The organism is Oribacterium sp. NK2B42 (genome assembly GCF_000424445.1).
Classification (GTDB): Bacteria; Bacillota; Clostridia; order Lachnospirales; family Lachnospiraceae; genus Oribacterium.
In genome coordinates, this window is sequence record NZ_AUJX01000009.1 from 26,440 (window position 1) to 41,159 (window position 14,720).

Annotated in this window: 11 protein-coding genes and 1 tRNA gene; all 12 read right to left on the reverse strand. The window is 46.0% G+C overall.

The genetic code is table 11. The features are described 5' to 3' along the window. Nucleotides 1–7 precede the first annotated feature (7 nt). A complete protein-coding gene (locus G625_RS0105035; protein WP_029200239.1) occupies nucleotides 8–670 on the reverse strand; it encodes a methionine ABC transporter permease in 663 nt (220 codons plus the stop codon). Beyond that, nucleotides 670–1,695, reverse strand: a complete 1,026-nt coding sequence (locus tag G625_RS0105040) for a methionine ABC transporter ATP-binding protein (RefSeq protein WP_029200240.1) — start codon at nucleotides 1,693–1,695, stop codon at nucleotides 670–672. The genes G625_RS0105035 and G625_RS0105040 overlap by 1 nt, the downstream gene beginning before the upstream one ends. A 202-nt stretch (nucleotides 1,696–1,897) precedes the next feature. Continuing rightward, nucleotides 1,898–1,981 (reverse strand) — tRNA-Leu (locus G625_RS0105045). Between the two features lie 257 nt (nucleotides 1,982–2,238). Continuing rightward, the gene (locus G625_RS0105050) at nucleotides 2,239–3,633 is read right to left on the reverse strand and encodes a Sapep family Mn(2+)-dependent dipeptidase (protein ID WP_029200241.1); all 1,395 of its coding nucleotides are present in this window, start codon (nucleotides 3,631–3,633) and stop codon (nucleotides 2,239–2,241) included. Between the two features lie 13 nt (nucleotides 3,634–3,646). Continuing rightward, a complete protein-coding gene (locus G625_RS0105055) occupies nucleotides 3,647–5,239 on the reverse strand; it encodes a peptide chain release factor 3 (RefSeq protein WP_029200242.1) in 1,593 nt (530 codons plus the stop codon). 231 nt (nucleotides 5,240–5,470) lie between these two features. Next, complete coding sequence (gene ftsZ / locus G625_RS0105060; protein ID WP_029200243.1) at nucleotides 5,471–6,757, reverse strand: cell division protein FtsZ; 1,287 nt, start codon at nucleotides 6,755–6,757, stop codon at nucleotides 5,471–5,473. A gap of 222 nt (nucleotides 6,758–6,979) precedes the next feature. After that, nucleotides 6,980–7,783 carry a cell division protein FtsQ/DivIB gene (locus G625_RS18450; protein ID WP_242826594.1) on the reverse strand — a complete coding sequence of 268 codons (804 nt, stop codon included), beginning with the start codon at nucleotides 7,781–7,783 and terminating at the stop codon, nucleotides 6,980–6,982. Nucleotides 7,784–7,907: 124 nt separating this feature from the next. Beyond that, entirely contained in the window at nucleotides 7,908–9,035 is a 1,128-nt protein-coding gene (locus G625_RS0105070) for an FtsW/RodA/SpoVE family cell cycle protein (RefSeq protein ID WP_029200244.1), read from the reverse strand. Nucleotides 9,036–9,070: 35 nt separating this feature from the next. Further along, nucleotides 9,071–10,426 (reverse strand): UDP-N-acetylmuramoyl-L-alanine--D-glutamate ligase, encoded by a 1,356-nt coding sequence (gene murD, locus G625_RS0105075; protein WP_029200245.1) that lies wholly within the window; start codon nucleotides 10,424–10,426, stop codon nucleotides 9,071–9,073. 118 nt (nucleotides 10,427–10,544) lie between these two features. Continuing rightward, the gene (gene mraY, locus G625_RS0105080) at nucleotides 10,545–11,501 is read right to left on the reverse strand and encodes a phospho-N-acetylmuramoyl-pentapeptide-transferase (protein ID WP_029200246.1); all 957 of its coding nucleotides are present in this window, start codon (nucleotides 11,499–11,501) and stop codon (nucleotides 10,545–10,547) included. 233 nt (nucleotides 11,502–11,734) lie between these two features. After that, nucleotides 11,735–13,900, reverse strand: coding sequence for a peptidoglycan D,D-transpeptidase FtsI family protein (locus tag G625_RS18455; protein WP_242826595.1), 2,166 nt, complete (start codon nucleotides 13,898–13,900; stop codon nucleotides 11,735–11,737). Between the two features lie 79 nt (nucleotides 13,901–13,979). Further along, a complete protein-coding gene (locus G625_RS0105090; protein ID WP_029200247.1) occupies nucleotides 13,980–14,510 on the reverse strand; it encodes a hypothetical protein in 531 nt (176 codons plus the stop codon). Nucleotides 14,511–14,720: the final 210 nt, after the last annotated feature.

A 14,720-nucleotide genomic window follows, 5' to 3' on the forward strand; every position in this document is an offset into this window, starting at 1 on the left:
ATCACTGTCAGTTCCTTGCTCTCTTATCCGTAGCCCTGGAAACTCTCATCCAGAATTCCTGAATGATCTGCACAAGCACCACAAGAATCACAACCGCGATCATCATGATGTCTGTCTTGTAGCGGTAATATCCGTAGTTGAGAGCGATGGCACCGAGTCCGCCGCCGCCTACAAAACCTGCCATAGCCGAATAACTGAGGATGGTTGTGATACAGATTGCGGCCCCCACAAGAAGGCTTGGCTTTGCCTCCGGGATCAGCACCTTGTAAATAATCTGCCAGTTGCTGGCACCCATTGACTTTGCGGCCTCGATAACGCCGGCGCTTACCTCTTTAAGTGAGGATTCCACCATTCTTCCTATGTAAGGTGCGGAAGCAATGATGAGGGGCGGAATGATGGCCTTGGGTCCCAATGTTGTTCCCACCAGGAATTTGGTGAGCGGCAGAACCATTACCAGAAGTATCAGGAATGGAATGGATCGGAAGATATTGATCACCACGCCCAGGGCCGTGTGCACCGGATTGCAGGGTGCGATGCCGTCCTTATCCGTCACCACCAGAATCACTCCCAGAGGGATGCCTATAAGATATGAAATAGCGCTGGAGATGAGTGTCATGTAAATGGTCGCCCAGGTCTCCTCTAAATACATGGAAATTGATGACGCGTCCATCAGTTCACCTCCTCAAACTTTATACTGTTGTCCTTAAGATAATGCAGGAGCTTATCCGCATCCTCTTCTTCACCGGGAAGCTCTACCACCATCTGCCCCACTGCCTGACCTTCAACCTCCTTAGTGTTTGCCAAAAGGATGTTTACCGGTACCTTGCAGGTGAGCACCAGATCCGAAATAATAGGCTGGTGAGCTGAATGGCCGTCAAAAACGATACGTATCTTCCGGTTGGTATCTGCCCCGAAATCCACAGGCTTCACGGAGTCAGCATTACCATCCCCAAGGATAAGCCTGCGGCCGATTTCCGTCTTCGGGTTGCTGAATACCTCCGCCACGGGTCCGCTCTCTGCGATGTGGCTGTGGTCAATGATGGCCACGGAATCGCAGATGGCTTCGATAACCGACATCTGATGGGTAATGACTATGACGGTAACTCCCATCTCCTGATTGATCTGCTTCAAAAGCTCAAGTATCTGAGTTGTGGTCTTCGGGTCCAGGGCCGAGGTCGCCTCATCACAAAGGAGCACCTTCGGATTTGTGGCGAGGGCTCTTGCGATAGCCACTCTCTGCTTCTGACCTCCGGAAAGCTGTGCCGGATAGTTTTTAACTCTGTCTTCGAGACCTACAAGTTTGAGCAGTTCCATGGCTCTCTCCCTGGCCTTCTTTCTGTCCGTCCCTGCGATTTCCAGCGGGAAGGTAACATTATCCAGAAGATTACGCTGATCCAGAAGGTTAAACTGCTGGAAGATCATACCCATGTTTCTTCTGGCTTCGCGAACCTCCCTGTCGGAAAGATCACCGAGGGACTTGCCCTCGAAAATAACTTTACCGCTTGTGGGTATCTCAAGATAGTTTATACATCTTACAAGTGTTGACTTTCCCGCGCCGGAAAGTCCGATGATTCCCTGTATGGAACCCTCCTTTATATCCAAATTAATGTCATCAAGCGCAACAACATCCCCGGAACTTGTGTGGAATACCTTGCCCATGTTGACCAATTGGATGATTACATCACCCTTTGCCATTAAGTTCCTCCAATATATATCGAATATTCAATATGCATAAAATTTTAGTACACGGTTGGGATTTAATCAATTAAATTAAAACGATAATGAGTTATAAAGAGAAGCTATAGCAGAGATTACCGGGATGGCTGTTAAAGAGATTCATTCAGCGCCTAGGCCACGATAAAAAAAAGAGCACCAGAACCAGCCTGTTGCTCTCTACTGCGGAGGATGGGACTTGAACCCACACGTCCTACCGGACACAAGATCCTTAGTCTTGCCTGTCTGCCAATTTCAGCACCTCCGCGCGACTTGTTTAATATACAGTATTTAAATAGAAAAGTCAAGAAGAAATTATCACACCGGCTTGACATCGCCGTTTATTAAATTACGGTCATGAAACCACAAGAATTGTCACTACGATGGCTTCTTAATATTATCCTTAATTGAAATCCCGATACTTCCTCATCAGTAAACTGTGAATAAGTATCGGGATATGTTAAAGGATTCCTGTTTGGAATCTTAGAATGTCTTTTGTAATCTTACGAGCAAAGCTCCTTGATCTTACGAGCAAAGCTCCATGATAGCCTCTGCATACACCTTTGTAGCAATCACGATGTTGTCCAGGTCGAAGAACTCGTCGGCACCGTGCATGCGGGTGTCAACACCCGGAAGGACTGCACCAAAGGCTACGCCGTTCTTTAGTTCGTGAACGTAGGTACCGCCGCCGATGGCCATGGCTTCGCCCTTAAGACCGGTCACTGTCTCATATGACTTGAGGAGCTTCTGAACGAACTCTGAATCAGAAGGCACCACATGAGGAGGAACGATTCCATTGCTGTCAAACTCAAGGTCCAGTGCCTCAATGCTCTTTCCGGCAACGTCCTCACAATTCTCTTTGGTTGCCATAACCGGTGTGCGGCTGTCGAACTTCACATCAAGCTTAGTGGTTGTGATATGGAACATATCAAGGGTGCAGGTAAGGTCGTGGGACTCTTTATCGCACATCTTTATTCCGAGGCCGGAGCCATCTGTAACTCCGTAAGGGAACAGCTTAAGCACATTCTTTATAGCCTTTAACTGCTCACACTCGGGGAGAGGAAGCTTTGCAACCAGCATAAGTGCTGCGATACCGGCATTCTTTCCAAGCTCCGGAGTTGATGCATGAGCAGACTCACCGATAACTGTTATCTCGTTCATACCGGTCTGCTCGCAGGTCACTCCGCACTCCTTTGCGATCTCGTTCATGGGAGCCTCTGCAAGATTCATATCGAGACCCTCAAGTCTGATGACTGCCTTCTGGGGCACAGCATTAACAGCCACCCCTGCTTCAAGTGAAACAAGTCGCGGTAATGTCTCAGACTCGGCAAAGCTCTTTACGATTCCGGCTCTGAACTGTCCTTTTTCTATATTTATAAGAGGAAACTCCGCATCCGGAGAAAATGTCATCTCTGCCTCAGGCTCCACTGCATAGTACTTTTCAATGTCGGTGGAACCGGTCTCCTCATCGCAGCCCATGATGAGACGAACACCCTTCTTAAGAGGGATTCCGCACTCCTTGATGGCGCGCATTGCATAGAGCGCGCAAAGAAGAGGTCCCTTATCATCGGAGGTTCCGCGTCCGTAGATCCTTCCGTCCTTTACTACAGGCTTAAAAGGCTCTGAAACCGTCCAGCCTTCACCTGCGGGAACCACATCACAGTGTGCAAGCATATCAAGGCTTCTCGGAAGCTCCGGATCAAAATCCGCGGTTCCCACATAGCTGTTGTAATTCTTAACTGAAAAACCGTATTTGTCACAAAGATCAATAGCAAAGTTCAGGGCATCAAAAGGACCGTCTCCAAAAGGCTTTCCCTGCTCATAAGACCCCTGTACAGAATTAATAGAAACAAAATCCTTCAGATCCTCTATAAGATTGTCTAAATGTTCCTCTATCCACTTATTTACTGATTCGTTCATATATTTATACCTCTTAGTTCTTTCCAAACTCAGTAAGCCTGAGATCCTTATTTCTGTCAAGCACCATGCCAACAGACCACTCATGTGCGAACAGCAGCAGCGGGCGATCCTTCATATCCTTTACGATCTTCATATCGGAAGTTCCCTGAATCTTGTCAATGTTTATCTCGGTATAGTTCTCAACCCAACGCAGATGCTCGTATGGCAGCATATCGAGCTTAACCTCAACATTGTACTCATTCTTGAGACGGAAGGTGAGAACCTCAAACTGAAGCACACCTACAACGCCGACGATGATCTCTTCCATACCGGTGTTGTACTCCTGGAAGATCTGGATAGCACCCTCCTGGGCGATCTGGGAAATACCCTTCAGGAACTGCTTACGCTTCATGGTGTCCACCTGACGGACTCTTGCGAAGTGCTCCGGTGCGAAGGTCGGTATTCCTTCATAAGCAAACTTCTTATTTGAAAGCTCCAGGGTGTCACCTATGGAGAAAATACCCGGATCGAAAATTCCGATAATGTCTCCGGCGTAGGCCTTTTCAACTATCTTACGCTCATCCGCCATCATCTGGGTAGGCTGGCTGAGCTTCACCTTACGTCCGGTCTGCACGTGATTAACTTCCATTCCGGCATCGAATTCGCCGGAACATATACGCATAAAAGCGACACGATCCCTGTGTTTTGGATCCATATTGGCCTGGATCTTGAAAACAAAGGCTGAGAACTGCTCATCCACTGTATCGATGACACCCTTATCACTGCTTCTGGGAAGAGGTGGTAATGTCATCTTCAGGAAGTGCTCAAGGAAGGTTCTTACACCGAAGTTTGTAAGAGCTGAACCAAAGAATACAGGTGTAAGCTCTCCCTTATTTACTCTTTCCTGATCATAATCGTCAGAGGCTCCGTCAAGAAGCTCCAGATCCTCCTGAAGCTTGTCATAATATTCAAAGCCCACAAGATCCTTTAACTTAGGATCATCCAGTTTTACATCCTGCTCCTCAACAGCCTTGGTGCCGCCGGCATTGGCAGTAAAAAGCTCGACAGTTTCTGTCTCACGGTCGAAGACGCCCTTGAAGTTACGTCCGCAGCCGATTGGCCAGTTAACAGGACAGGTGTGAATGCCGAGAACACTCTCAATCTCATCAAGAAGCTCATAGGGATCACGGGCCTCACGGTCAAACTTATTTACAAAAGTAAAGATCGGAATGTGACGCATTACGCAGACCTTGAAAAGCTTGATGGTCTGGGGCTCAACACCCTTTGCGCCATCGATAACCATGACGGCACTGTCGGCAGCCATAAGTGTACGATAGGTATCCTCTGAGAAATCCTGGTGACCAGGAGTATCAAGGATATTGATACATTTATCTCCGTAATTAAACTGAAGCACTGAAGAAGTAACGGAAATACCTCTCTGCTTCTCTATCTCCATCCAGTCTGAAACTGCGTGCTTGGTCGCCTTACGTCCCTTAACGGTACCTGCAAGGTTGATAGCACCTCCGTAAAGAAGGAACTTCTCTGTTAATGTTGTCTTACCTGCATCCGGGTGTGAAATGATCGCGAACGTACGTCTCTTCTCAATCTCTTCTTTTAAATTTGCCATGTCTTCTCCAAATATAAATGTATCCTTAGGTATCCCGGGCGGATCATATATAACTCTCCACCTTTGATTTCCATTATTTATACATCAAACTATTTTATTCCGCGTTGCATCTTAACATAAAAGAGACTATGCCGTAAAGACATAGTCTCTTATTTTCCCAATATATACCTTTTATATCCTCGTTTTATCGGATACTTCTGTCATTTAATCCATAATAAGATTAAATCAGCTTTATCTCTTGTTTCTCAGGAACTCAGGAATGTTGATTGACAGATCCTTGTTCTGCTGAGGACGGTAGCTTGGCTGAACTGAAGGAGCCGGCTCCATGCTTGGCATAGCCTGCTGCTGAACCTGAGGTGCAACTGAAGGAGTCGGCACAGAAGGTGCAGCCTGATTCTGCATTGTATATCCTACAGACTGAGCCTGTGTGTTGAGAAAGCTTGGAATAGGCTGTCTCTGAGGCTGTACCGCCTGTGTCTGTGGGTGAACAGGAACCGCCTGACGTGGTGCAGCCTGAGGTGCAACTGTCTTCTCCTTAGGAGCATCGAAAACTGATGCAGTTGCATTCTCATCCTGGATACCTGTAGCGATAACTGTGATCTTGCACTCATCCTGTGCGCTCTCATCATACATAGCACCGAAGATGATGTTTGCATTATCACCTGCAAGCTCCTCTACATAAGAAGCTGCCTCGTTTGCCTCAACGAGAGAGATATCACCTGAAATATTAATGATAACATCTGTAGCGCCCTGGATAGTTGTCTCAAGGAGCGGAGATGAAATAGCCATCTTAACAGCCTCAGTAGCCTTCTCATCACCCTTTGCTGCGCCGATACCGACATGAGCGATACCCTTGTCCTTCATAACTGAAGATACATCGGCGAAGTCAAGATTGATAAGACCCGGAACATTGATAAGGTCTGTGATACCCTGAACAGCCTGCTGGAGAACTTCATCTGCCTTCTTAAGTGCATCCGGCATAGTAGTTCTTCTGTCAACGATCTCAAGAAGTCTGTCATTAGGAATAACGATAAGTGTATCAACGGATTCCTTAAGCTGCTCGATACCCTTGATAGCATTCTGCATACGCTGACGAGCTTCAAAACGGAAAGGCTTTGTTACTACACCGACAGTAAGGATACCCATATCCTTTGCAATCTTAGCAATGATAGGAGCTGCACCGGTTCCGGTTCCGCCTCCCATACCGCAGGTAACAAATACCATATCTGCGCCCTGTAAAGCAGAAGTTATATCTTCTGAACTTTCCTCAGCTGCCTTGGCTCCAACCTCAGGTCTGCCTCCGCAGCCAAGTCCCTTTGTAAGCTTTTCACCAATCTGCATTGTAGTTGGTGCCTGACTGAACTGTAAGGCCTGCTTATCTGTATTAACGCCGATGAACTCAACGCCGACAATGCCATCAGTCACCATGCGATTCACCGCGTTATTACCTGCGCCACCAACACCAACAACGATAATTCTTGCAGCTGCCTCTGACTCAGGAAGTTTGATCTCAAGCATAATCTTCCTCCTTCAACACTATATCATCCCATAATGTAGCTTGAAATTGCATGACCACATACGCTTATTTTTCCAAATCTCATCTAGTTCGGTCATACACCCTAATTAAATATACATATTTATTTAACTATTATCAATAGCTTAACAGATTTTAGCACGCCGATACGCGTTTCTATCCTAAGGTTTTTTCACTTATTTCTTACATTTTTATGACAATATTTCTTAATTCGATGATCTGAAAATATAGCTCTCATGATCGGTACTTTCATTGTAATCCGACAGATTAAGCGTACCCTTCATGCCTTCAAGGTTAGGAAGTATATCCTTAAGGGTATATATCTTCATTTCCATATCCTTGTTGCTTCCGAGATATACCTGGATGTCACCCATCTTTAAAGTAGCATTCAGAAGCTCATCATATGCGATCTCGTCACATTTGATCTCATTATCACTGAGAGAACCCGTAAGATTCAGTATGTCATTAAAGACATGCATATTCTGAACCGGAAGCTCTTTGTAGAGAACTATGGATCCGAAGGTAAGTCCCGTTATCCTGGGTATGCCCTCAAGATTCTCTGTTGTGGACTCCACAACTATACCATCCTTATCAAAATACATATGGCTTGACATGTAATCAACATATCCCACTATATTTTTCTCATACACGGTAATGCTTACATCCAGCGGTCCCTCCCAGTTGATATCATATCTCTGGACAAAAGGGATCTGCTTATGCGGCTTTGTCTTGTCCTTCCAGAAACAATAAAATGCATTCGTATCCCATCGATCGGAAAAGACCTTGGACACCATCTCCTCACTGGTGTATTTGTTATTTCCTATAACCTTAATGGTCTTTATCCTGGCACTTGCAAGTATCACTGCCACAAGAAGTATGATGATCACAAATCCTCCGAGGATCATATGCTTTGCTTTCTTTTCCCGCTCGTAGCTGTATTCGTCCTCGTAGCCTTCATCATATTCATCTTCGTAAAAATAATCGTCTTTATCAAATCTATCTTTTTTCATACGTTAAATTATACAAAAACGCGATGTCATTTCAACAACATCGCGTTTATTTCTTTTGCAGACCTGAGGGTTGGACCCGTCCCCCCCGGGTCCAACCAAGTCCACTGTATTCATTTATTCAATATCATGTTTCCAGTCTTATCTGTCTCGACACCGAAAGTGCGATTCCCATCTCTCCCATCAGAATAAGGAGTGAAGTACCTCCGTAGCTTATGAAAGGAAGTGTAACACCGGTGTTCGGAATCGTATTTGTGGCAACGGCAATATTGAGTATTACCTGAAGTGCAACGTGGCACATGATTCCGATGGTAAGCATTGAACCAAAAAGGTCTCTGGCATTTCTTGCATCATCATAGAGTCTGTAGATGATGAAGGCATAGATCAGTATGATGGACACTGCTCCGAAAAGTCCCAGCTCTTCGCAGATGATGGTGAAGATCATATCATTCTGCGCCTCCGGCATGAGGAACTTCTGAACCGATTCACCGAGACCCTTTCCGAAGATTCCTCCGGAGCCTATGGCATAAAGTCCCTGCAATGTCTGGAAGGTTTCATCCGCATAGCTGGAAGGGTCTTTCCAGGCAAAAATTCTCGTAAGCTGATACTCCTGAAGGATGTTCAATCTTTGCAGGAGTCTCGCCACAGGATAGGCAAAAATGTAAACTGCGGTTCCCGCCACACCTGCCGCAATGAAGGGAACCACCTTTTTACTTGATATCCATAACATGAAAAAGGTTATACCCAGGATGATCATAGCCGTTGAAAGATTTGATATGGCAATGAAAACTCCCGGAAGTACTCCCACTGCAGCAACCTGGAAAATGGTTTTCCATTCATGCATATGGTAGATTCTCTTCGTTATCAATGTTGACAGCATGATGATAACCGCAACCTTCGTGACCTCCGAAGGCTGGAATCTGACTCCCGCAAGGTTGATCCATCTTGCGGATCCATGGGAAGCAACTCCGATAACCAGCGTTCCGATCTGAAGCAGGCAGGCAGCCGCAAAGATAGGTATACTGAATTTGGCATACAGATGATAGTCTATAAAGGACACCACCAGCATAAATGCTACGCCGCCCGCTGCAAAGATTGCCTGTCTCTTCAGGAAATACATTGCGTCATTCATGGAATTCTGTGCACTGTAGCCCGATGCCGAGTACATCAGCAGAAGTCCGAATCCTGTGATGAATATGATCGTAGACATCAAACTGAAGTCAAAGAAGTGTTTTATTTTCTTTTTCTTTCCCAAATATTATTCCCCCTCTGACCAATCGAGTCTGCTCTTCAGAGCGCATTCACACATTCCTTGAAGATGCGGCCTCTTTCCTCGAAGTTCTTGAACATACCCCAGGATGCGCAGGCAGGGCTCAGAAGCACGTAGTCTCCGGCCTCGGCATATGCCGCGCTGGCCTTCACTGCCTCTTCCATATCCTCCGCAAATACAACATTGGTGAAACCGTATTTCTTAGCGCAGTCTGCGATAATGTTTCTGGTCTGACCTATGAGTATAAGATATTTAACTCTTCCTTCGAAAAGCTTGCACCAGTCATCAAACGGTATCTCCTTGTCATAACCTCCTCCGATAAGAATCGTAGGTCCCGGCATGGCAAGCAGTGCCTTGATTGCAGCATCAGGATTTGTGCCCTTGGAGTCATTATAATATCTTACTCCGTTTCTTTCTCTCACAAATTCTATACGGTGCTCAACCGGCTTGAAATTCTTAACCGCCTTCAGAATCTTCTTCATGGGAACATCCATATGCATGCATACGGCAATGGCACACATGATATTCTCATAGTTATGCGCTCCCAGAAGATTTGTCTCATGGACATCCAGAAGAACCTCATCGGTTCCGTCATTAACATAATGGATATTCGGTTCTTTATAATATAATCCCTGTTTCAGTATATGTGAAGTACTGAACCAGATAACCTTCGGCTTTAACGACTTTCTCTTTCCAAACTTCTTAAGTTCCGGATCGTCATAATTTAAAACAATATAGTCCTCCTCTGTCTGATTGAGGGCTATATCCTCCTTGACTCTCGCATAATTCTTCATGGTCTTATGCCTGTCAAGGTGATCCGGGGTAATGTTGGTAATGCAGGAAACATGTGGATGGAAATCCATGATCGTCTCCAGCTGGAAGGAGCTTACCTCAAGAACAGTGGCAGAATCATCCTTTGTTTCAAGGGCCTCCGCTGTATAAGGGTTGCCAATGTTTCCGCAAATATGCGTATCCGCGTACTCTTCCTGAAGGATCTCTCCGATGAGAGATACCGTAGTTGTCTTTCCGTTTGTTCCGGTTACCGCACAAAGCTTTCCTTTGCTTGACTGGTATGCCAGCTCTATCTCACCCCAGATAGGGATCTTGGCTGTATCAAGCATTTTCACAAATGGCTTGTCAAGAGGTATTCCCGGACTTATAACCGCAAGATCCACCTGTATGAGATCCGCAGGTTTCAGCTCACCTGCTATAACAGTAACCTGTGCTTTTTTGTCAAAATTTTTCAGGAGCTGCAGCTTATCAAGCTCCGCATTTGAGTCATAGAGGATAACCTCTCCTCCCAGACTAAGGATCTGCTTTGTTGCACAGATCCCGCTCTTTCCCGTGCCCAGCACGAGCACCTTCCGACTTTTCATACTATTCACCCCGCCTAATTTTTCACGCTTAATCTTATCTCATTTTGATGTACAGGAATCCTTCAAGGCATCCTTCAGCCCGCAGGCAGTCAGCATTAAACCCTGATTCACTCACTCTTTACATCCCAAGTGCAGCAATAAGACAAAGCAATATCGTAATTATTGTAAACACTGTCACGACCTTAGTCTCAGACCATCCTCCCAACTCAAAATGGTGGTGTATCGGTGCCATTCGGAAGATACGCTTACCATGAGTTGCCTTAAAATAAGTCACCTGAATAATGACTGACAGTACTTCCACGAGATAAATCAGTGCAAAAAACGGTATAAAAAGCGGGATTTCCATTTCAAATGCAGCCGCCGCCACAAAACCACCTAAAGCGAGAGATCCGGTATCTCCCATGAATATCTTTGCCGGATGACTGTTGTATACCAAAAAGCCGAAAAGGCTGCCGCAAACCGCGCCTGCAATGGGTACAAGTCCTCCATCGCCCTTGAACATGCTGACAAAGGCGATAAACATCGCTATAACTGCCGTAACGGAGCTTGCAAGTCCGTCGATGCCGTCTGTAAAATTGGCACCGTTGTCTGTTCCGAGCACTATAAAAAGAAGTGCAGGAACATAGAGCCATCCCAGATCCAGATAGAAATCCGTAAAGGGAACCCTCATGAGATTTCTGTAATCCGGAGAAAGGTACAGATATATGCCGAAGATCAGAGTGAATACAAACTGGCAGGCAAATTTCTGTTTCGGATTGAAGCCCTCGGACTGGTGCTTAACCACCTTTAAATAATCGTCTATAAAGCCAACGATTGCAAAACCCACTGTAAGAAGCAGTACAGGAAGGATCTTCGGATAACGTACCGCATAAATACCACTTACAATGGTTATGGCCAGTACGAAAACGATACCTCCCATGGTGGGCGTACCCTGCTTTTTAAGATGTGACTCAGGTCCGTCGTCACGAACCTGCTGTCCGAACTTCAGCTTATGAAGCTCGGGTATGGCAAAGGGCATGACAGCTGCAACTATCAGAAAGCCCAAAAATACCGATATTACCAGATCAAGATACATACTAATCTCCATTCCGCCACCTTTGGTCGGCGGCACAAATAGTGATGAAAAGTATTTTTCACACTAACCTCCATGAGTCAAACACAAGTCTGATTTTATCCTGACTTGTATCTGACCCACCAAATAAGTTTGAAATAGCTCCAAACTCTTCACTTTAATTGTTGAAACCCTGAAACCCAGGCATTAGCACAGCCCTTGAGTTCAAGTCTTATTATAATGACATTTCTGCCTGATTAATCTTCTGCTTCCTCAGCTTCTCCCGTCTCCTCACCGCTGTTCGGAACCGCGTCGGGGATCTCGAAGCCCTCATCATCACCGGAGATCACCTCATCGGTAACGGGTGGTGCCTGAGTACGGACGATGGCATTACCCTCTTCATCAGTTTCGGCTGTCTCGGACTCTCCGCCCTCGTTCTCAGCATCTGAACCGGTAGTCACCTGCTCCCCCATAGCTTCATTTGAAATACCCTCTGAACTGTTCGACAGCTTCTTGTTAATGCTGTCTTCCGGATCAGTATCACTTACAGGAGGGATATTCAGGAACTGAAGGGCATCGTTCATGATCTTTCTTTCTATGAAGATCGCAAAAGATGCCGTAGCCTGTGCCTCACCCACAAGATTCGGAGTATCTACTATAACATATACAACAATTTGTGGATCCTCAACCGGCGCAAAGCCAATAAAGGAAACAAGATAGTTCTTTGCGGAACGGGGGATCTTCTCCGCTGTTCCGGTCTTTCCGCCTACGTGATAGCCCTGGATTTTCGCCTTGGTACCGGTACCGCCTTCAACGGTCTGGTACAGAGCCTCCCTCAGGAAATCACTGGTAGACTTTGAACAGGTGGTTCTAAGTATCTCAGGCTTCACATCCTGGATCACTGTGCCGTTTCCGTTAAGAATCTGCTTAACCACATGAGGCTTATAATAATTACCGCCGTTCACGATACTGCAGTAAGCCGCAGCCATCTGAACCATGGTGACGTTGTAGTTCTGACCGAAAGAGTTTGTGGCAAGAGTCGTACGTCCGAGACCCTCTGCCGGATAAACAAGAGTTGAAGTATCAGCTTCAGCAGGAAGATCGATTCCGGTCTTTTCTCCAAAACCGAAAATATGCTGGTACTTAACGAAATTCTCGGCCCCAAGTGCAAATGCTGTGTTCATGAGGTAAACATTACAGGATCTCATAAGACCTGTCTGTGCGTCGATAATGCCGTCACCGTTATGATTATGGCAGCGGATTCTCCAGGTATGGATACCGTCGCTGAGAGCTATGAAGCCTTCACAGTTAAAGGTGGTTGAAGGAGTAATGGCTCTCTCTTCAAGGGCTGCCGCAAGAGTAATGGACTTGGCGGTTGAACCCGGCTCATAGGTATCGGAGATCACAACATTTCTCCATACCTGGTTCCAGGCAACCTGTTTACCAAAGGAAAGGATTTCATCCTCTGAGAAATACTTTCCAACCTCATCCACGGAAATCTTTTCTGCATCGGGATTCTGTCTTTTATAAACTCCCACTGCCTCTTTTCTTCCAAGCTCCATGAGATCAGAGTTTGTGTACTTTGACTCATCCAGCTCTCTCGGATTATTAAGGTCGAACTGGTTGGTGGAACCCATGGCAAGGATCTCACCGGTCTTCGGGTCCATAACGATGGCACCTGCCACCTTGGAACCTACGTCGTCATTCTGCCACTCATTGAGATACTTCTCAAGGGACATCTGAATATTTGTATTGATGGTGGTGACCACAGTCTCACCGTCTGTCGGCTCCTTAAGGACAGACTTGAGCTTTGTATCGTTGTCCAGATACCCGTACTCACGGCCATTGATCCCCATGAGAGTTTCATTATAATACTGCTCCACACCTCCGGTTCCCACAGAACCGTCAGCGCTGGAGAAACCGATGACATTGCAGGCGAGTGAGCCGTAGGGATACATTCGCTTGTACTCGTCCTCAAACCATATGCCTCGGACACGGGCCTTCTCACCCTTTTTCACATAAGTAGCGTTCTGATTTTTGATATACTCTTCAAACCCCGACTTTTCATCATAGGAAAGCTCCTTCTTATACTTAACATAAGACTTGTCAGCCTTCTCTTTGATGAGTGTCCGTAGTTCACCTTCATCATAACTAAAGTAGGATACCAGAGCCTGAATAGTAGGCTCCACATATCTGTCTCCCTCACCGGAATGGATGACCTTGGGATCCAGGATAAGATTATATACCTTCTGGCTTGTGGCAAGCACTGTACCGTTCCTGTCCATGATGTCTCCGCGTCTGAAAGGAATGGTACGGGAGTCATAGGACGCCTGTCTCTGTGAAAGAACTATCTTATTATACTCCTCGCTGTTATTTTTCACCAGCATGTATATCGCCACGATAAGGGCAATTAAAGCTAGCATTATCACACCAAGTGTGACGGCTAGCTTTCTCTGCATAAAAGGGGAAAGAATCTTTCCCCTTTTTACTTTTCTTTCATTATCAGTATTTTGGGATGTTCTCATATTGTCTTACGTACTCGCTTTCAGTCTTATCATATACTATGGTCTGACTGTCATCAGCATAAACCATACCTAACTCCTGAGTTGCAACACGGTAAATCCTGTCAAGATCCAGTGAAGTATCGATACTGTTCTGAAGAGCATCGTTTTCGGACTTAAGCTGATCAAGCTGCTGCTTCATAAGCTCTATGGAATGAATCCTCGTATTTATATTTGTCTGCAGGCGGATGTAAGAAAAGCACATCAAAAGCGTGCACGTAAGAGCAATCGTAAGAGTCGCGATGAATGGTGCATCCATCTCCACTGTCTTGTTTCTGAGTCTCTCCTGCTGGGCTCTGTACTGCTTCTCTCTATCCTGTAATATCTTTTCACGCTCAAGGGCCTTCTGCTGCTTACGCTTTTGACGCAGCGCCTCCTGACGTCTTTCCTGTACCTTACGTACAGTATTTCCATCCACATAAGTTCTGGCTATTCCAGATGTTGTCGCTGCACCCTTACGTACTCGTGCCATAACTACTCCTCCCCAAAATTCCTAACGGCCCCTCTTACCGCATATAACAGGAACTATATAAAAGCCATCCCTGGCTGTGCGACCAATCCATGGCCAAAGGCTGTCCTTCGGCCGGTGCCCTTTGTTTCTGTCTGATGCTAATGTCTGCAAGTTGTAAACTATGCTGTCCGTTTTACAAGTCTCTGTGTTTCCTGTTTCTGTCTGCTGCTG